The sequence below is a fragment of the Phyllobacterium sp. LjRoot231 genome (assembly GCF_964253365.1).
In the GTDB taxonomy this organism is placed as follows: domain Bacteria; phylum Pseudomonadota; class Alphaproteobacteria; order Rhizobiales; family Rhizobiaceae; genus Phyllobacterium.
Window position 1 is genome coordinate 1 of record NZ_CAXUQT020000001.1, and the last position, 23,939, is coordinate 23,939.

Annotated in this window: 25 protein-coding genes and 2 pseudogenes; 17 read left to right on the forward strand and 10 right to left on the reverse strand. The window is 58.0% G+C overall.

Going from position 1 to position 23,939, the window contains the following annotated elements; translation table 11 throughout:
- Positions 1-69 precede the first annotated feature (69 nt).
- From dnaA to recF, 3 genes are all read left to right on the forward strand, one after another.
- On the forward strand, positions 70-1,533 hold the full coding sequence (gene dnaA, locus ACSQ3H_RS00005; RefSeq protein WP_436119292.1) for a chromosomal replication initiator protein DnaA: 1,464 nt from the start codon (positions 70-72) through the stop codon (positions 1,531-1,533).
- A gap of 173 nt (positions 1,534-1,706) precedes the next feature.
- Entirely contained in the window at positions 1,707-2,825 is a 1,119-nt protein-coding gene (gene dnaN / locus ACSQ3H_RS00010; RefSeq protein WP_436115137.1) for a DNA polymerase III subunit beta, read from the forward strand.
- Between the two features lie 20 nt (positions 2,826-2,845).
- The gene (recF, locus tag ACSQ3H_RS00015; protein ID WP_436115138.1) at positions 2,846-4,009 is read left to right on the forward strand and encodes a DNA replication/repair protein RecF; all 1,164 of its coding nucleotides are present in this window, start codon (positions 2,846-2,848) and stop codon (positions 4,007-4,009) included.
- 25 nt (positions 4,010-4,034) lie between these two features.
- Here the strand turns inward: recF and ACSQ3H_RS00020 are convergent, their stop codons facing one another.
- Entirely contained in the window at positions 4,035-5,210 is a 1,176-nt protein-coding gene (locus tag ACSQ3H_RS00020) for an FUSC family protein (protein WP_436115139.1), read from the reverse strand.
- Between the two features lie 203 nt (positions 5,211-5,413).
- Between ACSQ3H_RS00020 and ACSQ3H_RS00025 the strand changes: the two are divergent.
- Positions 5,414-7,076, forward strand: a pseudogene (locus ACSQ3H_RS00025) (L-lactate permease).
- A 56-nt stretch (positions 7,077-7,132) separates the two neighbouring features.
- On the opposite strand, the gene ACSQ3H_RS00030 reads toward ACSQ3H_RS00025, so the two are convergent.
- Complete coding sequence (locus ACSQ3H_RS00030) at positions 7,133-7,897, reverse strand: SDR family oxidoreductase (RefSeq protein ID WP_436115140.1); 765 nt, start codon at positions 7,895-7,897, stop codon at positions 7,133-7,135.
- Between the two features lie 204 nt (positions 7,898-8,101).
- On the opposite strand from ACSQ3H_RS00030, the gene ACSQ3H_RS00035 reads away from it, so the two are divergent.
- Both ACSQ3H_RS00035 and ACSQ3H_RS00040 read left to right on the forward strand, forming a co-directional pair.
- Positions 8,102-8,806, forward strand: a complete 705-nt coding sequence (locus ACSQ3H_RS00035) for a glutathione S-transferase N-terminal domain-containing protein (protein WP_436115141.1) — start codon at positions 8,102-8,104, stop codon at positions 8,804-8,806.
- A gap of 70 nt (positions 8,807-8,876) precedes the next feature.
- Complete coding sequence (locus tag ACSQ3H_RS00040) at positions 8,877-9,173, forward strand: DUF6958 family protein (RefSeq protein WP_436115142.1); 297 nt, start codon at positions 8,877-8,879, stop codon at positions 9,171-9,173.
- Positions 9,174-9,261: 88 nt separating this feature from the next.
- Here ACSQ3H_RS00040 and ACSQ3H_RS00045 read toward each other — a convergent pair whose 3' ends face one another.
- Positions 9,262-9,531 (reverse strand): usg protein, encoded by a 270-nt coding sequence (locus ACSQ3H_RS00045; RefSeq protein ID WP_224495760.1) that lies wholly within the window; start codon positions 9,529-9,531, stop codon positions 9,262-9,264.
- A 108-nt stretch (positions 9,532-9,639) separates the two neighbouring features.
- Between ACSQ3H_RS00045 and groL the strand changes: the two genes are divergently transcribed.
- Positions 9,640-11,268, forward strand: a complete 1,629-nt coding sequence (gene groL, locus ACSQ3H_RS00050; protein ID WP_436115143.1) for a chaperonin GroEL — start codon at positions 9,640-9,642, stop codon at positions 11,266-11,268.
- A gap of 56 nt (positions 11,269-11,324) precedes the next feature.
- Here groL and ACSQ3H_RS00055 read toward each other — a convergent pair whose 3' ends face one another.
- Complete coding sequence (locus ACSQ3H_RS00055) at positions 11,325-11,597, reverse strand: hypothetical protein (protein WP_436115144.1); 273 nt, start codon at positions 11,595-11,597, stop codon at positions 11,325-11,327.
- 132 nt (positions 11,598-11,729) lie between these two features.
- The gene (locus ACSQ3H_RS00060; protein ID WP_436115145.1) at positions 11,730-12,752 is read right to left on the reverse strand and encodes a cupin domain-containing protein; all 1,023 of its coding nucleotides are present in this window, start codon (positions 12,750-12,752) and stop codon (positions 11,730-11,732) included.
- Positions 12,753-12,834: 82 nt separating this feature from the next.
- Here ACSQ3H_RS00060 and ACSQ3H_RS00065 point away from each other — a divergent pair, with 82 nt between their 5' ends.
- The 4 genes from ACSQ3H_RS00065 (at position 12,835) to ACSQ3H_RS00080 (ending at position 14,362) form a co-directional block, all read left to right on the forward strand.
- The gene (locus ACSQ3H_RS00065) at positions 12,835-13,107 is read left to right on the forward strand and encodes a DUF4242 domain-containing protein (protein ID WP_436115146.1); all 273 of its coding nucleotides are present in this window, start codon (positions 12,835-12,837) and stop codon (positions 13,105-13,107) included.
- Positions 13,108-13,177: 70 nt separating this feature from the next.
- Complete coding sequence (locus tag ACSQ3H_RS00070; RefSeq protein ID WP_436115147.1) at positions 13,178-13,621, forward strand: SRPBCC family protein; 444 nt, start codon at positions 13,178-13,180, stop codon at positions 13,619-13,621.
- Positions 13,611-13,940 carry an ArsR/SmtB family transcription factor gene (locus ACSQ3H_RS00075; protein ID WP_436115148.1) on the forward strand — a complete coding sequence of 110 codons (330 nt, stop codon included), beginning with the start codon at positions 13,611-13,613 and terminating at the stop codon, positions 13,938-13,940. The genes ACSQ3H_RS00070 and ACSQ3H_RS00075 overlap by 11 nt, the downstream gene beginning before the upstream one ends.
- Before the next feature lie 128 nt (positions 13,941-14,068).
- Positions 14,069-14,362, forward strand: a complete 294-nt coding sequence (locus ACSQ3H_RS00080) for a GYD domain-containing protein (RefSeq protein ID WP_436115149.1) — start codon at positions 14,069-14,071, stop codon at positions 14,360-14,362.
- A 61-nt stretch (positions 14,363-14,423) separates the two neighbouring features.
- Here the strand turns inward: ACSQ3H_RS00080 and ACSQ3H_RS00085 are convergent, their stop codons facing one another.
- From ACSQ3H_RS00085 to ACSQ3H_RS00095, 3 genes and pseudogenes are all read right to left on the reverse strand, one after another.
- The gene (locus ACSQ3H_RS00085; protein ID WP_436115150.1) at positions 14,424-15,704 is read right to left on the reverse strand and encodes a DUF2778 domain-containing protein; all 1,281 of its coding nucleotides are present in this window, start codon (positions 15,702-15,704) and stop codon (positions 14,424-14,426) included.
- A gap of 207 nt (positions 15,705-15,911) precedes the next feature.
- Positions 15,912-16,130 carry a DUF2945 domain-containing protein gene (locus ACSQ3H_RS00090; RefSeq protein ID WP_436115151.1) on the reverse strand — a complete coding sequence of 73 codons (219 nt, stop codon included), beginning with the start codon at positions 16,128-16,130 and terminating at the stop codon, positions 15,912-15,914.
- 352 nt (positions 16,131-16,482) lie between these two features.
- Positions 16,483-16,578 (reverse strand): annotated as a pseudogene (locus tag ACSQ3H_RS00095) (IS3 family transposase); the annotation flags it as partial.
- Between the two features lie 364 nt (positions 16,579-16,942).
- Here ACSQ3H_RS00095 and ACSQ3H_RS00100 point away from each other — a divergent pair.
- Positions 16,943-17,536: a Swt1 family HEPN domain-containing protein gene (locus ACSQ3H_RS00100; RefSeq protein WP_436115152.1), complete on the forward strand. Its 594-nt coding sequence runs from the start codon at positions 16,943-16,945 to the stop codon at positions 17,534-17,536.
- A gap of 18 nt (positions 17,537-17,554) precedes the next feature.
- On the opposite strand, the gene ACSQ3H_RS00105 is transcribed toward ACSQ3H_RS00100, so the two are convergent.
- On the reverse strand, positions 17,555-18,652 hold the full coding sequence (locus ACSQ3H_RS00105; protein WP_436115153.1) for a hypothetical protein: 1,098 nt from the start codon (positions 18,650-18,652) through the stop codon (positions 17,555-17,557).
- Between the two features lie 399 nt (positions 18,653-19,051).
- Here ACSQ3H_RS00105 and sugE point away from each other — a divergent pair, with 399 nt between their 5' ends.
- The 4 genes from sugE (at position 19,052) to ACSQ3H_RS00125 (ending at position 22,038) form a co-directional block, all read left to right on the forward strand.
- Entirely contained in the window at positions 19,052-19,366 is a 315-nt protein-coding gene (gene sugE / locus ACSQ3H_RS00110) for a quaternary ammonium compound efflux SMR transporter SugE (protein ID WP_436115154.1), read from the forward strand.
- A gap of 240 nt (positions 19,367-19,606) precedes the next feature.
- Positions 19,607-20,377 (forward strand): molybdopterin-synthase adenylyltransferase MoeB, encoded by a 771-nt coding sequence (locus ACSQ3H_RS00115; protein WP_436115155.1) that lies wholly within the window; start codon positions 19,607-19,609, stop codon positions 20,375-20,377.
- Between the two features lie 3 nt (positions 20,378-20,380).
- Positions 20,381-21,637, forward strand: a complete 1,257-nt coding sequence (locus tag ACSQ3H_RS00120) for an aconitase X (protein ID WP_436115156.1) — start codon at positions 20,381-20,383, stop codon at positions 21,635-21,637.
- Positions 21,634-22,038: an aconitase X swivel domain-containing protein gene (locus ACSQ3H_RS00125; RefSeq protein WP_436115157.1), complete on the forward strand. Its 405-nt coding sequence runs from the start codon at positions 21,634-21,636 to the stop codon at positions 22,036-22,038. Before ACSQ3H_RS00120 ends, ACSQ3H_RS00125 begins: the two co-directional genes overlap by 4 nt.
- A gap of 128 nt (positions 22,039-22,166) precedes the next feature.
- On the opposite strand, the gene ACSQ3H_RS00130 is transcribed toward ACSQ3H_RS00125, so the two are convergent.
- A complete protein-coding gene (locus tag ACSQ3H_RS00130; RefSeq protein WP_436119293.1) occupies positions 22,167-23,168 on the reverse strand; it encodes a 2-hydroxyacid dehydrogenase in 1,002 nt (333 codons plus the stop codon).
- 263 nt (positions 23,169-23,431) lie between these two features.
- Here ACSQ3H_RS00130 and ACSQ3H_RS00135 point away from each other — a divergent pair, with 263 nt between their 5' ends.
- A complete protein-coding gene (locus ACSQ3H_RS00135; protein ID WP_436119294.1) occupies positions 23,432-23,914 on the forward strand; it encodes an SH3 domain-containing protein in 483 nt (160 codons plus the stop codon).
- The last annotated feature ends 25 nt before the right edge of the window (positions 23,915-23,939 follow it).

Here is a 23,939-nt window from a genome sequence, read left to right on the forward strand (position 1 = left end):
ATGACCAGCGGAATAATGGAGAACGGCTCAAAGGCAGCCATGGTCCCGCTCCATATGGAAGGGGATAATATGGACACGGCCGGCAGTCAGGGAGAGCTGATTTTTGAGCGCGTCAAGCTCAAACTGAAAGCAAAACTCGGAAGCGAAGTCTATTCGAGCTGGTTTGGCCGCCTGAAACTGGATGAGACATCAAAGAGCATCGTTCGCCTGTCGGTTCCGACAGCGTTCCTGCGTTCCTGGATCAACAATCATTACTCAGACATGATCACCGCCCTGTGGCGTGAAGAAGATGAGCAGACACTTAAGGTGGAAATCGTCTTCCGCAGCGCTAGCCGTGCCGCCCGGCCGGCTTGCGATACGGAAACCACGGTGCGCGCCGACAGCCGCGCCCTTACGCGCGAAAAGCCCGTCTTTCCGGTTGGCAACACCACTCAGGACAAGAAGGCGCCTGCGCATTTTGTCGACCGCGCCCAGAATTCCGTCTTCGGTTCGCCGCTCGACCCGCGCTATACATTCGACACCTTTGTCGATGGCACGCCCAACCGCGTTGCGCTTGCTGCTGCGCGCACGATCGCCGATGCGGGAGCGAGCGCCGTTCGCTTCAACCCGCTGTTCATCCACGCCTCTGTCGGCCTCGGCAAGACGCATCTCTTGCAGGCAATTGCCGCCGAAGCGTTGAAGCGTCCGGAGCGCGCCCGTGTCGTTTATCTGACCGCCGAATATTTCATGTGGCGCTTTGCGACCGCCATCCGCGATAACAACGCGCTGTCGTTCAAGGAGCAACTGCGCGATATCGATCTCCTGATCATCGACGACATGCAGTTTCTGCAGGGCAAGTCGATCCAGCATGAATTCTGCCATTTGATCAACACGTTGCTCGACAGCGCCAAGCAGGTCGTCGTCGCTGCCGACCGTCCGCCGTCTGAGCTTGAATCGCTGGATCCGCGCGTTCGTTCGCGTCTTCAGGGCGGTGTCGCGCTCGAAATGATCTCGCCGGACTATGCGATGCGCCTCGAGATCCTGAAGCGCCGCCTTGCTGCCGCCCAAACGGAAGACCATTCGCTCGACATCTCGCCGGAAATTCTCGATCATGTCGCCCAGTCCGTCACCGGCAGCGGCCGCGAACTCGAAGGTGCATTCAACCAGCTCCTGTTTCGCCAGACGTTCGAGCCGAACCTTTCAGTCGATCGGGTCGATGAACTTTTGAGCCATCTGATGCGCGGCGGCGAAGCCAAGCGCATCCGTATCGAGGAGATTCAGCGCATCGTCGCGAGGCACTACAACGTGTCAAAGCAGGACCTTCTATCGAACCGGCGCACGCGCACGATCGTCAAACCTCGTCAAATCGCTATGTATCTCGCCAAGACACTGACACCCCGCTCGCTGCCGGAAATCGGCCGTCGCTTCGGTGGCCGCGATCACACTACGGTTCTTCATGCGGTCCGCAAGATCGAGGATATCGTTGGCAAGGACCAGAAATTGTCGCAGGAGCTGGAACTGCTCAAGCGCCTGATCAACGATCAGGCTCAATAGTTTATCAACAGAAAGCCTGCGGTATGGTACGCTGATGCCAGCCGCAGACTTGCTTTTTGCGGTAAATTTCTGCCAATTTGCTTGTCCTTGGGAAAATTGCGTTCCCTCGCCAGTAAAGTGCGGCAAACCCGCAGTGCTTTGACTGGAATTGAAGTCAGCGAGACCGGTTTATCATGCGTGTAACTCTTGAACGTTCCAATCTTCTGAAGTCGCTCAATCACGTCCATCGCGTGGTCGAACGGCGCAACACCATACCGATCCTGTCGAATGTTCTCTTGAACGCCGATGGCGCGAGCCTCGCCCTCAAAGCCACCGACCTTGATCTCGAAGTGACAGAAGCGACGGCGGCGCAGATCGACCAGGCTGGCGCGACCACGGTTCCAGCGCACCTTCTTTACGATATCGTTCGCAAGCTGCCGGATGGCGCGGAAGTGATGCTGGCGACCAATACGGACGGCAATTCCATGGCCGTCACCTCCGGCCGGTCGAGTTTCCGCCTGCAGTGCCTGCCGCAGTCGGATTTTCCCGAGCTCACGGCCGGTTCCTTCACCCACACATTCCGCATGCCGTCGACCGCGCTCAAGGGCCTGATCGATCGAACGCAATTCGCCATTTCCACCGAAGAGACCCGCTATTATCTCAACGGCATCTATCTCCATGCAATCGAGAGTGACGGTGCGCTGAAGTTGCGAGCTGTCGCCACAGATGGCCACCGCCTCGCCCGCGCGGAGCTCGAAGCCCCGTCAGGCGCTGAAGGCATGCCCGGCATCATCATTCCGCGCAAGACCGTCGCTGAACTGCAAAAGCTCGTCGATGATCCGGACATCGTCGTGACCGTCGAACTCTCGGAGACCAAGATCCGCTTCACCATTGGCTCGGTCGTCCTCACCTCCAAGTTGATCGACGGCACCTTCCCTGATTACCAGCGCGTCATTCCCTCCGGCAATGACAAGAAGCTGACGATCGACCGCCAAAGCTTTGCTTCCGCCGTCGATCGCGTCTCGACGATTTCGAGCGAGCGCGGCCGCGCCGTCAAGCTGACGATCGCCGATGGCCAATTAACACTTACCGTCAACAATCCGGATTCCGGCAGCGCCACCGACGAGCTTGCAGCGGATTATGATTCCGAACCGATCGAGATTGGCTTCAATGCCAAATATCTGCTCGATATCACGGCGCAACTGACCGGCTCCGAGGCGATCTTCATGCTGGCTGATGCAGGTTCGCCAACGCTGGTGCGTGATACGGGCGATGAAAATGCGCTCTATGTGCTCATGCCAATGCGGGTTTAGCACCGCCAAGCATAGATCCCATGACCGATGATCCGAATACGGACGCGGGCAGACCGGTCCGCGTTTCGATCAACCGGTTGAAGCTTGCCAATTTCCGCAACTACGAAAACCTGTCGCTACGGCTGGCCCCCTCGCACGTGGTGCTGACCGGCGAGAACGGCGCCGGCAAGACCAATCTTCTTGAGGCGATCTCGTTCCTGTCGCCAGGCCGGGGTCTGCGTCGTGCAACCTATACCGACGTCACCCGTAATAATGCGACCGACGGTTTTGCCATTCACGCCGCCATCGAGACTACGGAAGGTTCGGTCGAAATCGGCACGGGCCTTGCCGGCAATGCGCCGGGCGATACCGCCCGCCGCGTTCGCATCAACGGCGTCACCGCTGCGACCGCGGACGAACTCCTCGACTATTCGCGCATTCTCTGGCTGGTTCCGGCAATGGACGGGTTGTTCACTGGACCTGCCGCCGACCGGCGCCGCTTCCTCGACCGCATGGTTCTCGCCATCGATCCGGCCCATGGCAGGCGCGTTCTCGACTATGAGAAGGCGATGCGCAGCCGTAATCGTTTGCTTACGGAAGAGCGCAGCAACGACGCCTGGCTCGATGCGATCGAGACGCCGATGGCAGAGCTTGCCATCGCTATTGCGGCGGCGCGAGCGGAACTCATGCGCCTGATCAACGGCATGATCGAACGGCTGCCGGATGACACCCCCTTCCCCAAGGCGGACTGCCTGCTCGAAGGTGAGCTCGAACAGCGCGTCGGTATCGAAGCTGCAACCGATGTGGAAGAAACCTTCCGCCGCGCGTTGCATGGCGGACGCAGCCGTGATCGTGCCGCAGGGCGCACGCTCGATGGCCCGCATCGTTCCGATCTGCTCGTCCGCCACCGCCCGAAAGCCATGCCGGCAGAGCTTTGCTCGACTGGCGAGCAGAAAGCGCTGCTGATCGGCCTCATCCTCTCCCATGCACGGCTTACCGGTGAACTCGCGGGCATGGCACCGATCCTTCTCCTCGACGAGATCGCCGCGCATCTCGATGAGGGGCGTAGAGCTGCACTGTTCGACATTATCGAGGAACTCGGCGGCCAGGCCTTCATGACCGGCACCGACAAGGCTCTGTTCAAAAGCCTCGAAGGCCGTGCCCAGTTTTTCGAAGTGGCGCACGGCGAAGTGCGGTCAGGCTGAGTTCATCGAGACGTCGTCGACACGATCATTCCGTAGGCTCACCCCCGCGCGGCGTTGATTTTTCGCCGTCCTCACTCTGTGTGAATTCTTTCCGCCGGCCAAACACCAAGTACGTCAGGATCAGAACCGGTTCGAGAATGACCATACCGAGCAGAATGCCTGCCAACCGATCGATACCGGGGTCGGGCATCGCGTTCAAGTAGTTGTCCGGCACGAGCACGACCAGAAAGGCGAGCACGAATTGCGTGCCGATATAACTCGTTGTGGCGTTGCCGTTTTCGATATGTCGACCCACCAGCACACCCAGACAGACACCCAGCGTCATCAGAACAGGTGAATGATGGCTGCCGAGAAGAATTGCGATGGCTATCACACCGCCCAGACTGCATCCAACGAAACGCAGGACGAGCTTGGACGTGACGGGATTGAATGCGTTTGCGCCGAGACTCGTAACGGGGATCATCATCACCACCATGATCGTCACGCTCGACTGAGCAAGGGATGTGACGCCGAACCACATCCACACAAACGGGATGAATGCCAGCGCAATTGCCGCCTGTATCGAATGCTGGAGCGCCCCGGCATGCCAGAGCATCGAATGCCTGACGGCCGCCTGCGACGCTGTCTCGCGCTTTTGATCGCTCTTCCAGTGCCGGAGAATAAATGCCGAAACGGCGCTGACGAGAAGGCTGGCAAGCGTGCCGGCTACTATTTCGAGAAAGCGCGATCGCGCGAAAGGCACAACACTGGCCGCAGGATGCCTCATTCCGTCGATCAGGATCATGCAGAATGTCAACCCGGTGAACAGCCAGGCATAGCTGCGCCGGCCGATCAGCGCGAAGTACAGCGTGAAACCACCGACAATTGCGAGCGCCAGACTCAAGAAATACGGAGAAGCCAAGACATAAGGCGCGAGCAGCAGGGCGACACCAGCACCGGCTGCGGTCCCGATGATGCGCAAAGTGCCCCGTGTCAGGCTTTCCGACAGCCGCGATCGCATCACGGCATAGCCGCTGAACGCCGCCCAGCCGATATTCTGCGCTCCGAGAGCATGGGCGAAGACGATGGCAAGCAACACGGATATGACGCACTCGAACTCGTCGATCATGCGCGGCCCAGGTTGCGCCAAGGAGCGTAGCTCGCCCAGCACCGTCGGCCAGAGATTGATGAAACCGCGGAAGGAACGCTGCAGGTAGTTCATTCGACGTTTCTACCAGAACTTGCGGAACGCGCGATACCCGTTGCGGCGGGCTGATTGTCTTTCCGCGGACAGTAGTCCCAATGATTTAAGTGGATTATTCGAGGTCATCACGGAGCAGGCGGACCTTTCCCTTGCATTCTCTTAATATCGTCGTACCAAATGATGAAATCTGACACATATATCAATGAGGGAGAGCATTCATTATGTGGAACCAGGTTTACAATCCCTTTGATAATTCGGTTCTTTCAACGCTGGCAGCGGCAATACCTGTTGTCGTCTTGCTTGTCCTGATCGCCTCCAACAAGGTCAAGGTACATATAGCTGCCATCATTGCGCTGGTCCTGGCAAATTTGGTCGCGATCTTCATCTTTACTATGCCCGCGGGCCTGTCCATTCGCGCATCCCTGCTCGGGGTCGTCACCGGCTTCTTCCCTATCGGCTGGATCGTCCTGAACGTGATCTTCCTCTACCGCCTGACGGTGGAGCGAGGAGTGTTCGAAACGCTGCAGAATACGATCGGCGGGGTGACACGCGACCGGCGATTGCAAATCCTGCTCATCGCCTTTTCCTTCGGGGCGTTCTTCGAAGGCGCTTCCGGCTTCGGCACACCCGTTGCCGTGAGGGCAGCCATCCTGATCGGGCTCGGATTTTCGCCGCTGGCAGCGTCGGGCCTGTCCCTGATCGCCAATACAGCGCCCGTTGCTTATGGCGCTTTGGGAACGCCGATTGCCGGGCTTTCCAGTGTCACCGGAATTGATCCCTTCCTGCTCGGTGCCATGGTCGGGCGGCAGCTGCCGTTCTTCTCGTTCATCGTGCCGTTCTGGGTGGTCTGGGCCTTTGCCGGCTACAGGGGGCATGAAGGAAGTCTGGCCGGCGATCCTTGTGACCGGTGTTTCCTTCGCCGTGCCGCAATTCCTGATTTCCAACTTCATCAATCCATGGATCGTCGATATCGGCGCTTCGCTGATCTCGATGGCCTGTCTCATCGGGTTCCTGCGCATCTGGCAGCCGCAGGTTATCTGGACGTCCGCCAAGTTACGGATCCGCGATGATTCAGCCAGCCAGGCGCCCCAGGTGAAAACCTCCAAACGTGAGCCGACCAGCGCGGAAGTCTGGGCCTCACTGACACCATGGATCATCGTTTGCGCCGTCCTGCTCCTCTGGGGGACGGACTGGTTCAAGGGGATGGTCAACCCATGGGCAACGCTTAGCTACGAAGTCCCGGGACTGAACAATATGATTGCCAAAGTAGCGCCGATTGCCCCTCAGCCGACCCCGGAGAAGGCTGTTTTCGCCTTCACCTGGCTTTCCTATACGGGCTCGGGCATGCTGATCGCGGCAATCATTTCCGGCTTCATCATGGGTTACACGCCGCTCGAACTCATCCGAAGCTATGGCCGGACGATCAAGCTTTGTGCCTATTCGTTGATCACCATCTCGGCAATGCTGGCGATCGGGACGCTCACCCGCCTCTCCGGCATCGATGCAACACTCGGCCTCGCCTTTGCGGCAACGGGCGTGCTCTACCCGTTCTTCGGGACATTGCTTGGCTGGCTCGGCGTGGCGCTGACGGGGTCGGATACCGCGTCCAATGTTCTTTTCGGCAATCTGCAGAAGATCACATCGGAGCAACTCGGCCTCTCACCCATCTTGATGGCCGCCGCCAACTCCTCCGGTGGTGTCATGGGCAAGATGATCGATGCGCAGTCCATCGTCGTCGCTTCGACGGCTACCAACTGGTATGGCCACGAAGGCACGATCCTGCGCTTCGTCTTCAAGCACTCGATCATTTTGGCGTGTCTTGTCGGTATTCTGGTGATGCTCCAGGCCTACGTCTTCACCTGGATGATCGTAACACCGCCTTGAGGCAGCACGATTGTTGGCGAGTACAAAAACGGGGGCCGCTGGCCCCCTTTTTCCGATCAGGTCCGGGTGATTGAAACGCCGCCATCCACCAGGGATGCCGTCCCCGTTACAAAGGATGCATCGTCCGACGCAAGGTAGAGCACCGAACGCGCCAATTCTTCCGACGTAGCGACGCGCTTCAGGGCATGCAGATTGGTGATGAATCCTTGCTTTTCCGCCGTATCGTTCATTTCGCGGTACATATCCGTGTCGACTGCACCCGGCAGAATGGCATTTACCCGTATGTTCTGCGGGCCGTATTCAGCAGCAAGCGCCTGTGTCAGCCCAATAAGTCCGGCTTTGCTTGCCGCATAGGCAGCAACGCCCGGAAAGGCAAAACTGTAACCGACGAACGTCGAGGTGAAGATCACAGAGCCGCCACCGTGTTTGAGCATCTCGGCGATCTGGTGTTTCGCGCCGAGGAACGAGCCGGTGAGGTTGATGGCGATGGCATCGGTCCAGCCAGCCTCGGAAACACCTGTGCTTGGTCCGGCCTCGCCCAGCGTACCGGCATTGTTGAAGGCAATGTCGAGTTTGCCGTACCGCTCAACGGCCAACGCGACGAGCGCCTTGGCATAGTCTTCGGAACGCACGTCTCCTGTCAACGCCACGGCTTCTCCGCCATCGGCTTCGATTTCGGCCACCAGCGCGTCGAGTTCTTCCTTGCGGCGGGCTCCTACAACCAGCTTGGCGCCTTCTTGCGCGAAGAGTTTTGCCGTGGCGCGGCCAATGCCAGCGCTGGCGCCGGTAACGAGTGCAACTTTTCCAGATAAGCGATCCATGTTCTTTCTCCGATTGATCGGGAGTGGCTCTCCCGTTGTTGCCATAAGTATGGTGATACAGTTCTGTTCGGATAAGTCAGCGAATACCGGAACTCGTATTCGGAAAAAGCGGACAATCCGAAGCAGTGCCGACGTGGAAGCTCATCCATTCCCATGTTAACGTCAGCCGCAGAATCAGCCCCTCAGCCAGACTACGGAGTTTCTATGCGTGATCTATCCGCCTTCCCCATCACCAAACGATGGCCGGCAAAACATCCAGACCGCCTGCAACTTTATTCATTTCCGACGCCAAACGGTGTCAAGGTTTCGATCGCGCTTGAGGAACTTGGGCTGCCCTATGAAGCGCACGCCGTCGATATCGGCAAGAACGAAAGCTGGACGCCGGAATTTCTTGCGCTGAACCCGAACGGCAAGATCCCGGCGATCATCGATCCCAACGGGCCGGACGGCAAGCCGCTTGGCTTGTTCGAATCCGGCGCGATCCTACTTTATCTTGCCGAGAAAACCGGCAAGCTCATGACGGCTGATCCGGCTTCGCGCTACGAGACCATCCAGTGGGTGTTCTTCCAGATGGCGGCAATCGGGCCGATGTTCGGTCAGGTCGGCTTTTTCTACAAATTCGCCGGCCGCGAGTTCGAGGACAAGCGGCCGCTCGCGCGCTACCGGGACGAGTCGAAGCGCTTGCTCGGCGTGCTGGAAACACGCCTTGACGGCCGAGATTGGATCATGGGCGACTACAGTATAGCTGACATCTCAATGCTGGGCTGGGTTCGCAATCTCGTCGGCTTCTACGGCGCGCGCGATATCGTCGAGTTCGACAGTCTGAAGCGCGTGCCCGCATGGCTGGAGCGCGGCCTTGCGCGTCCGGCCGTACAACGCGGCCTCGATATCCCCAAGCGACCCGGATGAAATTGGCTCCCTGTCGGTTTTGATGTTCCTCATTCGTCCTTGAATAAACAAGTACGAGGAAGGAACGAAAATGACACCGCAGGACAGGATCGAAGTCGAAAACATCAATCATCCCGGCCAAAGGAGGAAGGTTGACCGGGCCATGTACGGTGCCATGAAGAAGGCTTACCTCAGCCTGCTTCCTGTCAAGTCGCCCGGCTTGACCCTCGCCGAAATCGCCGGTCGCTTGGCTACCATGCTGCCTCAGGATATTTATCCTGGGGGCGCGAAGGCTGGCTGGTGGGCGAAGACCGTCCAGCTCGATCTCGAAGCGAAGGGGCTGGTGAAACGCGAGAAAACAAGCCCGATACGGTTGTACAGGGCGTAAAATTTTGCTTTCGCAATCGCAGCGGCTGTTCCGGAAGCGCAAAAAATCGCATCAGCTGCCCATCGGGGTGGATTGGCAAAGGGCTCCGTCAGTGTATCGAAATGATGCCGTCAACCGCCCGCCATTCTCGCGGCTCAATCAGGCGCTGGTGGACGATGCGGACCGAGTGCAACGGTCCTTCGATGTCCTTACACCAGAAATCAAGAAACCCTTTCAATTGCGGAAAAGTCGGAGCAAGATCATACTCCTGCCATATGTATAGCTGGAGAAAGCTAGGGTGATCAGGGAGACGATAATGTATTTCCGCAGTCGTCAGCCCGTATCCCTTCAATTGAAGTTCGAATGCTCTGCTGGTCATGAATATTACCCTTATGGATCAACTCATGCATCATACTGAAGCTTGTCAGATTCTGTTGTGTTTTCAAGGGGAAATTACAGTTCTCCGTGAAAAAAGGGAGTAGGGATAATGGCTGCAAAAGAAGTCAAACTGGGCGCTGACGCCCGCGACCGAATGCTGCAAGGCGTCGACATACTGGCCAACGCCGTCAAGGTGACGCTTGGTCCGAAAGGCCGCAACGTCGTCATCGATAAATCCTATGGCGCGCCGCGCATTACAAAAGATGGCGTTACGGTCGCCAAGGAAATCGAACTCGAGGACAAGTTCGAAAACATGGGCGCGCAGATGCTGCGCGAAGTCGCGTCGAGGACCAGCGATACAGCCGGCGATGGCACGACGACGGCGACAGTCCTTGCCCAGGCGATTGTTCGCGAAGGCACCAAGGCTGAAGCGGCCGGGATGAACCCGATGGACCTCAAGCGCGGAATTGACCTCGCGGTTGCAGCTGTTGTCGAGGAACTGAAGCGGAATGCACGCAAGATCTCGAACAATTCTGAAATCGCCCAGGTCGCCACGATTTCCGCCAATGGCGATACCGAGATCGGGCAATATCTGGCGGATGCCATGGGAAAGGTCGGGCATGAGGGCGTTATAACCGTCGAGGAAGGCAAGACCGCCGACACCGAGCTCGAAATCGTCGAGGGCATGCAGTTCGACCGCGGCTATCTCTCGCCGTATTTCGTCACCAATCAGGAGAAGATGCGGGTCGATTTTGAAGATCCCTATATCCTCATTCATGAAAAGAAGCTCTCGAACCTGCAGGCCATGCTGCCCATTCTCGAAGCGGTCATGCAGTCCGGCAAACCACTGCTTATCATCGCCGAAGACGTCGAAGGCGAAGCGCTGGCTACTCTCGTCGTCAATAAATTGCGCGGTGGCCTGAAAGTCGCGGCCGTCAAAGCTCCGGGGTTTGGTGACCGCCGCAAGGCCATGCTCGAGGATATCGCCATCCTCACCGGTGGCACGGCAATCAGCGAGGATTTGGGGATCAAGCTTGAAAACGTCACTCTCGACATGTTGGGCCGTACCAAGAAGCTTGTGATCGATAAAGAAAGCACCACGATTGTCGATGGTGCCGGTTCAAAGGCAGAGATCGACGGGCGCATCATCCAGATCAAGGCGCAGATCGAAGAAACGACATCCGACTATGATCGCGAAAAATTGCAGGAGCGACTGGCAAAGCTCGCTGGCGGTGTTGCAATCATCCGGGTTGGCGGTTCCACGGAAGTCGAGGTCAGGGAAAGGAAGGATCGCGTTGACGACGCTCTGCATGCAACCCGTGCAGCGGTCGAAGAGGGCATCCTTCCAGGAGGCGGCGTGGCACTGCTGCGGGCAGCCAAGGTACTTGATGGCCTGCAAGCGGCGAATGCAGATCAACGCGTTGGTATCGGCATTATACGGCGTGCCATAGAGATCCCAATTCGCCAGATTGCAGAGAATGCAGGGGCCGAAGGATCGATTATCGTTGGCAAACTGCGCGAGAATGACAGTTTTTCCTACGGCTGGAATGCGCAGACGGGAGAATACGGCAATCTCTACGACATGGGCGTTATCGATCCCGCCAAGGTCGTCCGGAGCGCGCTCCAGGGCGCGGCGTCCATCGCCGGCCTGCTGGTGACAACCGAAGCAATGGTCGCCGAACTTCCGAAGAAGAGCGCGGCGCATGCCCTGCCCGGCGGCGGAGGCATGGATTATTAGGTCGTAAACTCAAGGAGCCGGCTTGGCAAAAACCGGACCGGCTTGATCGCTGGGGCCTATTTGTCCTTGCTGATCGCGATGTGTTTGGCACTCGCTTGTGCTTTTGCAGTTTTCGGCAGGGTCACGGTCAAGACACCCTTGCGGAACTTGGCATTCAGTTCCCACCTGCCTCTACAGCAGCGGCGCATGCATCCGCCTTTGGCACGCCTTAGGATTTCGGACGACGTATATGGCTCGCCGGCTTTTTTCGGAATTGTTGCCTTGATTTGCTGCAACAATTCAGGCGGCGCGGTTCTCTTGGTGTTCTGTCGAAGTGTCAGTCCTTCCATGTTTGTCACTCCCTGAAGAATAACAAATCCGCCCTCGGACGATGTCCGGAGGTGATGCACATGAGATTGAGAGAGAGAGAGAGAGAGAGAGAGAGCCCTGCGCACCTCAACCCCAACGGATATGCAACGGCGTCAGACACCTAGAGCCGCCTCACGCCATTGCCCGGGTGAGCGGCCGAGATAGCGGCGAAACGCCCGGCTGAATGCCTCTTCCGACCCATAGCCCGCTTGCTCGGCAACCGAAGCGAGCGTCATACGGGTAGCTCGAAGCAAACCTGCCGCGAGTTGCATGCGCCATTCGGCCAGATAATGGATCGGCGGCTGGCCAAGCAGATTGCGAAACCGCTCGTCCAGTACCGACCGCGACGTGGCCGCAGCGCGGGCGAGCGTCTCAACCGTCCATTTGCGAGCTGGTTCCGCATGCAGAAACGCCAGCGCACGGCCAACGACAGGGTCGCTGATCGCCGCCAGCCAGCCAGTATCGGCTGGACTCTGCTCGCAGTAGAGTCTGAGGGCTTCCATCAGCAACAGTTCCGGCAGCCGCGCCCTCAGCATCGCACCGCCCTGGCGCGAATGCATGCTCTCGTCGAGCGCGTAGGTGACGCACGCCTGCATCCAGTCCTTAGCAGGCCCAGGCGCTGGCCTGACGCGAAACAGCGGCGGCAAGCGTCGCAGGAACGAGTTGAACAGGAGTTCCTCGCAACGAAGATAGCCGCAGACAATGCCAGTCTTTTCACCACCGCCATCGAAGCGGCAGAACGGCACGCCCTCCCACGGCGGCGGCGGCAAAAGCTCGGCGATGGGGATTGGCTTGGCAGGCTCCGGGCTGCCCATCAGATGCCGGTGCGCATGGGGCAAAACGATGACGTCACCGGCGTCGGCTTCGATACGCTCGCCGCCAGCGCTGACCCAAGCGCGCCCCTCGCGCACGATGTGAAACAGGATCAGGCGCTCCGCACCGGGCGCCAGCAAAGCAACCAGGTCTGAAGGATCGGGCGAATCCAGTGTCCACGGCGCTGAATATTCGCCGCGCAGGAACATCGCGCCGGAAAGCCTGATATGCGAGAGCACGTCCGACAACAGGTCAGCCCTGTCAGCGGCAACCGGCAGAGGCGGCGTTTCAATCAATGGCTCCGGCGTTTCGATCATGGTCATCGGTGCGCATCCAGCAGATGCTCGCCCTCCCCCGGAGTGTAAAATCGCACCGCGGCGGCAAATGGTCAACAAGGAGGATAGAATGCCAAAATTCGTGATCGAGCGCGACATGCCGGGTGTCGGCAAGCTGACACAACCGGACCTTAAAGGCGCCTCGCAGACATCCTGCGCCGTGCTCCGCGATCTCGGAACAGACATCCAGTGGATCCACAGCTATGTCACCGACGACAAGATTTATTGTGTGTATCAGGCCACCAACGAAGAGTTGATCCGTGAACATGCGAAGCGGGCCGGCTTCCCGGCGAACAAGATCTCACAGGTGCGCAACATCATCGAGCCAGCCACCGCCGAATAAAAAGAGCAACTTTATGGTTGCACTTCTTAACTGATACTGGCATGGTAAGGGCAACCAGGAGGTTGCCCTTATGTCTGATCGTATCGAAAAAAGCATTGAGCTGAACGCGCCGGTCGAGCGCGTCTGGCGCGCATTGACGGATCACGGCGAGTTCGGCGAATGGTTTCGCGTCAAGCTGGACGGTCCGTTCAAAGCGGGCGAAGTCGCCACGGGCCGCATCACCTATCCCGGCTATGAGCACCTTAAATGGGAAGTGACGGTGAAGGCGATTGACAAGCCGCGTCTCTTCTCCTTCACCTGGCATCCCTATGCAATCGAGCCCGGTGTCGACTACTCGGCAGAACCCCCGACGCTGGTCGAATTCAAGCTTGAACCCAAGGGTCAAGGCACAAAGCTGACTATCGTCGAATCCGGCTTCAATGGCTTGCCGCCGCAGCGCAAGCCGGAGGCCATGCAGATGAACGAAGGCGGCTGGGCTATGCAGATCCAGAACATCAAAACGCATGTTGAGTGAAACAGCCGGGCGTGATCCCGCGCCGCTCTTTGCAGCCCTTGGCGACAGCACGCGCCTGTCCTTGCTGACGAAGCTCAGCGACGGGCAGACGCGCTCGATCGCTGGGCTGTCCGCCGGCACAGATCTTACCCGCCAGGCCATCACCAAGCACTTGCGCGTTCTCGAAGAGGTGGGGTTGGTCATCAGCAGCAAGGTCGGGCGGGAGAGCCAGTTCGCCTTCAGGCCCGAGCCTATCGATGAGATCCGCGCCTATCTCGACGGTGTCTCGCAGCAATGGGGCGATGCCCTGTCGCGGCTTCGCGCATTCGTTGAAAAGTAAGCACCTACTATTCTCTAACACATCCGGCTTAATTGTTGACCTGCGTCAACAGGCGTATAGTCGCTACGGGCGGAGGGCGGATCAATTCGCGGCCTCCGGCGCGAGCCGAGCCGCGCCGGAGGTTTGCCATGACCACTTATGTGATGTTGCTCAACTGGACAGAGCTCGGCGTGAAGAATGTGCGCGAGTCGCCGACAAGGCTCGACGCAGCGCGGAAGCTGCTCGGCGAGATGGGCGGTTCCTTCAAGCAATTCTACCTCACCATGGGGGAATACGACATGGTGGTGGTATGCGAGGCGTCCGATGACGCGGTTATGGCGCGGTTCGCGCTCAGTCTCGGCATGAAGGGCAATGTGCGCTCGCAAACGCTGAAGGCCTTCCCCGAGGCCGCCTATCGCGAGATCATCGCCTCGCTCGGCTAGCGAACGCCGCACAGACCTGCAACACAAAAGTCCCGGTATTCCGCCAACAGGCGCCAGCCTATTATCTGGAGGCCACGCGTGTTGATGCGGACGACAGGCGCGCGACCACGACAAGCTGCGTGATCTCGCCCCGCTTGAAGGCGGCGAGGAAGCGGCGATAGTCCTTGAACACCAGGCAACCGTTGGAATCGCCCCGCCTGCCGAGCATATAGGTATGGGCCAGCAGCCCATCCCGGCCGTAGATTTTGCTCGGGTCGACGGGATTGAGCCTGATCGCCTCGACGCCGTGGAACAGCGCCTCGCGCATCGTCAGATTATAGGTGTGCGGCGGCGTGGCGCCGCGCATCCTCTTGTTGACGAAACGGGGATTGTCGAGCATCGGCCCCATCCCCGAATGCGCTTCCAGCCTCTCGCCATTGGGCATGTAGACCGTTGCCGCCTCGATACTGTAGATGGCTGTGCGGCCACGGGAAGCAAAGAGCGGTGCAGGCCTGTAGCTTGGCGCATTGTCCTGAATGGCATTGTCCTGCGGCGCATAGGCGAGCAGGTCTGCAGGCGCGCGTTTCAATGTCTTAGCCGAAGGCAAGACGCCATCGTCGGCCGGCCGGCGCGGCCGTATTCCCGGCAGCGGTATCGCAGCGATATCATCCTCCGCAGCAGGTTCCTCCTCGGCGAGCACAAGCCTGAATGGTCCCTGCGGCAAGGTCCCCACCGGCGGCGGCGCGTCCTGCAAGGCAGCCACCGCAATGGCGGGTGCCGGGGCGGAAGGCGCGGTAACAGGCGGCGCCGCGTCGAAAAGGCTGTAGGTCTGGATCGATGCGACCTGCATCGTATCGATGCCCGAGGCGCGGGCGCCGAAAGCATCTGCTTCCAAGGGAGCATGCCCCGCGATCGTGTCGTCGCCGGATGCGCGTGCGCCAAACACCTCGGCGGCCAAGGGAACTTGCGCCGCAACCACCACCTTGGGCTGTGGCGGTGTGATGACGCTGATCTCTCCGGTTGGTAAAATCACCGAGCCTTCGTCCATGGTGCTGACCTGCCAGGCGGTGTGCTTCAATTCCGGCACGCGCGGAAATTTCGAGGTGCCAGCTACAGTGTCCAAGGGACTGGCAAGCGCGACCGAACGCGCCGTAAAAGAGCGCTCTGCCAGACTAAAGGCGCCGCTATTCGCGGCATGGGAGCCGAAAGCGCCTTGCATGGTTGCCATTGCGGCGAGCGCCCCAAGCGAAGCGACGGCACTGCAGCCCGCCAGCAAAGCAGCGGACAGCACCCGGCGGCCGCGATAACGGCCCTTCTCGCCAGAAGGCTTGACGCCCTTGGCCGACTTGACTGCAAACCCCATGATACACGCAACCCGCACTACTGAACCAACGCGCCAGCGCGGCAAAACCACTATTCCCGTGGCAAAACTGAGGCCACAAGACGTAAAACCTGGCTCACGCCGTCATGCTGACTTTTATGGAGAATGAAGAATGTTGGTTACCAACCGGTTTATGCGGCGACGAATGTTTGAATGAAATGTGTGGAGGGGCGCGCAATGAGGCCGCCGCTATTTTGCGGCCTTGAGCTCCGAAGCGCTTTTCAGAACCCTCCCACCATCATCCTGCTCGATCATATAGGCGGGCTCTTCCTTCGAAGCTTTGCGCGTCACCTCGACACCCTTGATGGTCCGTGTCACCGACTTGGTGAACTCCTCGACGACCTTGCCCGTACCAACGCCCTTGGCCCAGTTCCATTCAACTCTCGCGCCTTTGTGGAAATGTGTCATGGGTGGGGGTTCCGGTGCTGGTGGTGATTGGTAAAGTGGCAGGCAAGGCGCAGGGTGACAAAAGGTACAACAAGTAATTCTGGATCAGATATGGCTTTCTTACGATACTCCATAAATACGCTCCTAATTATCGTATCTGTAGAATAGTACCACATTGCGTTTCTTTAGCTCTTGCATAGTATGCCTCCGAGTTTATATCGGGGGGATTTCGATGGCTCTGCTAAACCAACCTGTCCAAGTTTATGGCCAAATACCAAAATTTTTTGAAACGCTAAGATCGGGGACAGCACCTACTAGTTTCACGAGACAATTTCTTAAAGAATGGCCTGCTGCCGGTTTTTCGGACACGAGGTTAAGCTAATCCCACCTTGGTTTCAAAATCGTTCGGGCTGAGATAGCCCAATGTCGAGTGGCGACGCCTTGGGTTGTAGAAGCGCTCGATGTAATCGTTCTCAAGGCCAAACCCACTAACGCTGATCTCGCGATGATAGCTGGTAAATTTAAGAGCACATACAATCTTTCTGGCATCCAAGCTGATAGATCAGCGCGAACATTCCTTGCGCTATTAGACTTGTCCGATAAGGATACACTGTATGGAACGGGTGAGCGCATAGTTGTCCCGCCCGAACCTCAACACGAGACATCACCTCCCGTTAATAAGGCGGTTGCAACCCCTTCTTCGTTGGATAATGCTTCGCTTGGGTTGCTCAAGATTCCCGTGGGTCTTCACTATAATATCCAGATACATTTGCCGGCTACCAAGGACATTGAAGTGTATAATGCAATATTCAAATCTTTGAGGGAGCATCTTATTGACTGACACACGCCGAAACGTTCGAGATTTTGTTTTTCGCGGCCTGTTGTTTGAGTCTGAAGCGGGAGTGTTCAGACGCGCTGGAATTAATGTAGGAATTGACCTTGGCGAGGCCGAAGAGCAATTATTGCTTTCGGCGCTCGCCCCATTTGGTGTTCAAAGACGCAATGATGCATTGGAGATGGCCCGTCTATATGCTGTTCTACACGCGTTCGAAAATGAAGTTCGATCACTCCTACGCGACACACTTGATGAGAAATTAGAGTCGAATTGGTGGGATACAAACGCGGTTCCAAGTGGGGTTAAGAAGATGGCCGAGTCGCGGCAGAAGACTGCCGAAAAAGATTCCTGGCTCGAAGGTGCGAAAGCTGATCGCCTTGAATTTGTTGACTTTGGGGACTTAGCCAGCATCATTTTGCAGAATTGGGAACATTTCAAAGACCTGATGCCAAGCCAGGACTGGATAAAGCAACGCATGACGGAGCTTGAAAAGGCTCGCAACTTTGTTGCTCATAACAGAATGTTATTGCCGAGCGAATTTCAAAGGATATACATGTATATTTCTGATTGGAACAAGGTAATCGGCCTCTAGAGACCAGCTGCATTCAAGCTATATCGGCGGTCGAATTTTTAATTTGTTCGAGAGAATTAAATCAAGTCGAAGCAGCAATAATACTTGCAAATAAAGATGAACACATCGAATGATATATCGTGAATATGTCATCTCCTCCAATGGACCTGCGCCACCTTTGCCTGATCGGTAGGAAATGATCTGTTTTTTCTGATCGAATGCCATGGAACCATGGTGCGAAGCATTTCGTATCTGATTGTCAGCCTCATTGGAAATCGCTGCAAATGCAGCGTTCGCGGCAAAAGGTCCGAAACGTGAGGGCTTGTCGAGTTTCCGGTACTCCTCTCTATTAAGTTTTTCGAACTGGTCAAACTTGCGGCCGAGAAGGACATTATTCATAAATGCGATATTTTCAATCAATACAGAAAAGCTTTCGTAGGTGTTTCCATAGAACATTTTTACAGCATCAAAGTTCACGGATCCAGCTTCAAACTCGTCGGGGATTTTAACTCCACGCAATATCTGAAAATATACCTGTCCAAAGTCTGAGTATGCTGCATAAAAATCTCTAATAACACTGTAGTATTTTAGGCCTCTTTCTTCATTCGTATTCTCATATTCATCCAGAAATCCTTGAGGAATGCCAGACTTGAAGATTGGTTGTATTTCAATCATTACTGATCGAAACTTAGGTTCATAACTCGCCTGCGATGAGAAGAATGCGAAGCGCCAGATCCAATCTGGTAAGTCTTTCAGTGGATCGTCCGAATAGTATTGTTGAGATGCATCTGTCTTGCGTCGATCTGCTAATTTGGCATGGCCATTTCGTGTCAACGACCATGCTTTTTTCAAAAGCTTCCATTCTTCTGCGAAATCTGGGGCGCGATATGGGCGCGCATTTCGACTAGCTTTGGGGACGGCGTTTGGATCGACGAGTGACCCTGCCCTCTCAGCAATCTTGAACATTTCTCTGCCTTGACCCATACGCGGGAAGACACGATCAACGCCTTGTTGATGCGAGGGAACCAAAAAATTGGCGTCCAAGTTTACAATTGGAGCGCCGGCTGCCTCTGCTGCAGGATTGCAGTTCTCATCGCAATGTGTACTTGTGGAGACATTGATATAGTCAATATCCATCCGTACAACTATTTCTTCGCCACATTTCCTGCAAGAGAAGCGATGAGTTTGAGTGGGTTCTTGTCCCATTCCGATTCGGAGAGTGTGGGGTTGTCCGCATGTTTTACACTCAATTGGATAACGAACTATCATGGCGTAGGACCTGCTTGAAGAACTGATTATTCGCTCTCAATAGAAGAGCGCATCAATTAAAACAATTCTAGCTGTTGCAGATGTGGTGGGTCTATCATCCACTCCCCTTGAACCTCACCCTCAAAATTACTCATCCCCTCGCCTCCTTGCCATTCACTCCCCTGCTCCTTACATAAATCCCCGGAGGACGACCTCCGCGCTGCACCCCTTGCGGCGTTTCCAAGAACAATCCGGGACGGCCCGATCGAACGTTAAAGGATGGTCGTCATGGCCTGGATTATTCTCGTTGCGGCTGGTCTCTTCGAAATCGGCTGGGCCATCGGGCTCAAATATTCCGATGGTTTTACCAAACTCACCCCCTCCGTTCTCACCGCCGGCAGCATGGTCATCAGCGTCGTTCTGCTCGGCCTTGCCTTGCGCGAATTGCCGGTCGGCAGCGCCTATGCGGTGTGGACCGGCATCGGCACGGTCGGCACGGCGCTGCTCGGCATGTACTTCTTCGCCGAGCCCGCGACAGTGATCCGCCTCGTCTGCATCGGGCTGATCGTTGCCGGAATCGGCGGGCTGAAATTTCTTGCGTGAGAGGCTGAAGTGAGTTTGCATATTGGGTGTGCGTGGTTCGACAAGCTCACCATGAGGGAGATTGATTGATGGCAAAGATAATCACCAACGTTTCAGATCGTGGCTCCCTGCAACCAACCCTTCTCCCTCATGGTGAGCTTGTCGAACCACGCACAATGGTTTTGCAAACTCTCCCGCAAGGGGAGAGATAAAGCAGCGGCATTGGTTTCTTATGTGCCCGTGATATCTTAGTGTAATCTCATGACCGAACAGCAGATCACGCCTCTCACCTCTTCCGAAATCGAGCGCTATGCCCGCCATATCATCCTTGGCGAGGTGGGCGGACCCGGCCAGCAGAAGCTGAAGCGCGCCCGCGTGCTTGTTGTCGGGGCCGGCGGGCTTGGTGCGCCGGTGCTGCAATATCTGGCGGCGTCGGGCGTCGGCACGCTCGGTATTGTCGATGACGATCGCGTGTCGCTGTCGAATTTGCAGCGGCAGATCATCCATTCGACCGAGCTTGTCGGCTCTCCGAAGGTTGAGAGCGCGGCGCGCGCCATTGCCGCGATCAATCCGCATGTGACGGTCGAGACACATGAGCTGCGTATCGCGCCGGACAATGTCGCCGATCTCGTCAGCCGTTATCACATCGTCGTCGATGGCTCCGACAATTTCGATACGCGCTATATGCTGGCGGATATTTGCCTCGAACAAAAGCGGCCGCTGGTTTCGGCGGCGCTGGGGCGCTTCGACGGGTCGGTGACCACGCTGATGCCTTACGCGGCAAATGCGGCGGGCGAGCCGAACCCCTCCTACCGCGATCTTTTCCCCAATCCGCCGCCGCCGGGCCTGCTGCCCGCCTGCGCCGAAGCCGGGGTGCTCGGCGTCCTGCCGGGCGTCATCGGCACCTTGCAGGCGACCGAGGTGATCAAGCTCATCACCGGAATCGGCGAGCCGCTGATCGGGCGGCTTTTGCTCTATGATGCGCTGACCTCGCGCTTCGAGACCATCAAGTATAAAGCGCGCAAGGCCTGAGCGATGGCGCTCGCGCTTTCCGCCGAACAGCAGGCGATTGCGAATGGCGCGCGCGGGGAAGGTGCCGCCATGGCGATGCGCATCGTCGCCGCCACCGCGCGGCTGATGGGCGCGCCATCGCTGATCCCGATTGCTTCGGCGCATATCGACGGCGCGCTTTATCACGGCGATAGCGGCACGCTGTTTGCCGAAAAGCTGGTCGAGGGCAGCGCCAGGGTTGCGGTGCGCGCGACGCTGAATGTCGGCTCGCTCGATCTGACCGGCTGCTCGAAAGACCGCCTGCCAAGCCATGAGCGCGGCATGGCGCGGCGCATGATGGACGCCTATCGCACGCTTGGCTGCGAACCAAGCTGGACCTGCGCACCCTATCAGGCCGGTCACCGCCCGGCCTTCGGCAGCGACGTCGCCTGGGGCGAATCCAACGCGGTGGTGTTCTGCAATTCGGTGCTCGGCGCGCGCACCAACCGCTATGGCGATTTCCTCGATATCGCCTGCGCCATATCCGGCTTTGCGCCATATTACGGTTTTCACCGGCCGGAGAACCGCCGCGCCACAGTGGTTTTCGATGTGTCCGGGCTCGATCCGGCGTTCCTTGCATCCGAAGTCGCCTGGCCAATCCTCGGCAGCCTCTACGGCCGCGAGATCGGCGATGCGGTTGGCGTGGTGGCGGGCATCGCCTCCCATCCCGGCGAGGATGCCTTGAAGGCTTTCGGCGCGGCTTCCGCTTCGGCCGGCGCCGTCGGCCTGTTCCACGTGGCGGGCGTCACCCCGGAAGCGCCGGACCTTGCCACCGCCCTGCATAACCAGCCGCCGCAAGCGGTGATCAAGGTGACGGCGGAGATGATCGCGGACTCGCGGCGCCGCCTCTCCACAGCGCTTGATCTGGACCGGATCGATGCCGTCGCCATCGGCAGCCCGCATCTGTCGGCTGCCGAATTCGACAGGCTGGAAGCGCTGATCGGCAAGCGTAAGCTCAAGGTTACGCTCTATGCCTGCACCGGCCGCCATGTGCTCGCTGTGCTGGAGGAGAATGGCCGCCGCCAGGCGCTGGAAGCTGCGGGGGTGGTCGTCGTTGCTGATACCTGCGTCGTCGTCACGCCAATCCTGCCGGATATCGAAGGTGCCGTGCTGATGACCAATTCCGGCAAGTTCGCCCATTATGCTCCGGGCAATACCGGCTATGGCGTCATCTATGGCTCCATGGCCGAATGTGTCGAAAGCGCCGTTCTCGGCCGCCCGGTGTTCGAGGGCGCCGCATGAGGGCGGAAATCCTCGTCGAAGGCCAGCCTGCGGAAGCGCCAGCGCTGGTTCTCACCGCGCCGATCAGCTTCTGGGGCGGGGTCAATCCCAAGACCGGCCTGATCGCCGATGTACGCCACCCGCAGCATGGCGTATCGATCAGCGGCAAGGTGCTGTGCCTGCCCGGCACGATCGGCTCGTCCTCTGCTGCCGCCGTGCTCCTGGAACTGGTCACCGCCGGGCTGGCGCCCGCCGCGATCATCCTGCACGAACCCGACGCGATCCTCTTGCTCGGGTTGATCGTTGCGCAGGAGATGGGCCACCAGACGCCGATGGCACTGCGGGTGGATCGCGGGGAATTCGCGGGCTTTGCCGGTCAAAATCTTCAAATCGGCGCCGACGGCTTGATCACACGGAGCTAGGCTCTGTGAGAATTCGGACTGATGAGTCAGCTGGTGTGGTTTTTCGAGAACCGGAGCGCAGCGGACTTATTCGTCCGTGAGCACCGGAAGCGGAGAAAACCGCATCAGATGGCCGTCAGGATGGATTCTCACCGGTCGCGAGGCAGTACCCGATCAGGCGGACGATGCCCATCGATAAAGGTGCGGATGTTGATGATCACCTTCTCGCCCATGTCGATACGGCCTTCGAGCGTTGCCGAGCCCATATGCGGCAGGATCACCACCTTGCCTTGCCTGGCGAGCTTGCGCAGCTTGGAGTTGACCGCGGGCTCGTGCTCGAACACATCGAGCGCCGCGCCGGAAAGTTTGCCGTGTTCCAATTGTTCGATCAGTGCGTGCTCATCGATGATCTGGCCGCGCGCCGTATTGACGACGAAGGCCGTCGGCTGCATCAGGGCTAGCCGCCTGGCGGAGAGCAGGTGGAAGGTCGCAGGTGTCGAGGGGCAATTGACCGAAATGATATCCATACGCGCCAGCATCTGGTCGAGGCTTTCCCAGTAGGTCGCCTCCAGTTCCTCTTCGGTCTTCGGGCTCACCGGCTTGCGGTTGTGATAATGGATCGACAGACCGAACGCCTTGGCGCGCCGCGCGACTGCCGTGCCGATGCGCCCCATGCCGACAATACCGAGGCGCTTGCCCCAGATGCGGCGGCCAAGCATCCAGGTCGGGCCCCAGCCCTCCCATTTGCCATCGTCCAGTAATATCGAAGCGCCCTCAACCAGACGCCGCGGCACCGCCAGCATCAGCGCCATGGTCATGTCCGCCGTGTCTTCGGTCAATACATTCGGCGTGTTGGTAACGGTAATGCCATGTTTGGCGGCGGCAACGACGTCGATATTGTCGGTGCCATTGCCAAAATTGGCGATGAGCTTGAGATTGGGACCAGCCGCGCTGATGATCTCCTCGGTGATATGGTCGGTAATGGTCGGTACGAGGACATTGGCGTGGCTGACAGCCTCGATCAGTTCCGCCCTGGTCATCCGACGGTCATCGACGTTGAGCCGCGCCTCAAAGAGTTCACGCATGCGCGTCTCTGTAGAATCCGGCAATTTACGGGTGATGACGACCAGAGGCTTCTTGCTCACCAATATTCCCCTCCATTCGGCGGCACCATTGAGACCTCTTTAACCAAGTCATTGCAAACTGCAATTGCTCTTGTGCCGCGCCTGCACCTGTCTATCAAGGCGGCGCATCAAAGACAAAGAAAAATAGAGATCGTTCTCCATTCGGCCGCAATTTGGCGGTTGCAAGCCCGGGACGATGAAGGACTGACTTGTTGAATATTCGAAATTTTCGCCTTTTCGCAATCGCAGGTGGTATTGCAGTTGCACTCCTTGCAGCAATTCCCCTCGGCATGCCGGCGCTTACGCGAGCGGAAGCTGCGGCGCAAATTGGGCCAAGCGGTCTGCCGCTGCCGCGTTTCGTCAGCTTGAAGCCCGGGCGCGTCAATCTGCGCGTCGGACCGGGACGTGATTATGCGGTGACATGGCTCTTTCTTAAATCCGGCCTGCCGGTCGAGATTGTGCAGGAATATGACAATTGGCGGCGGATCAGGGATTCGGAAGGCACCGAGGGTTGGGTCTACCAGTCGCTGCTGTCCGGCAAGCGCACTGCGATGACCGCGCCCTGGCAACGCGACAAGGATGGCGTGATGCTGAATGTCTACCGCAGCGCCGATGACAAGGCGAACGTCGTCGCCAAGGTACAGCCCGGTGTTCTCGGCAGTCTCAAGACCTGCAATGGCGATTATTGCCGCGTGGTGTTCAGCGGCGCCAGCGGCTGGATGCGCCAGTCGGACATCTGGGGCGCCTACCCGGACGAGAAATTCGACAACTAGAGTTGGTTTGGCAGATGCGTGGTTC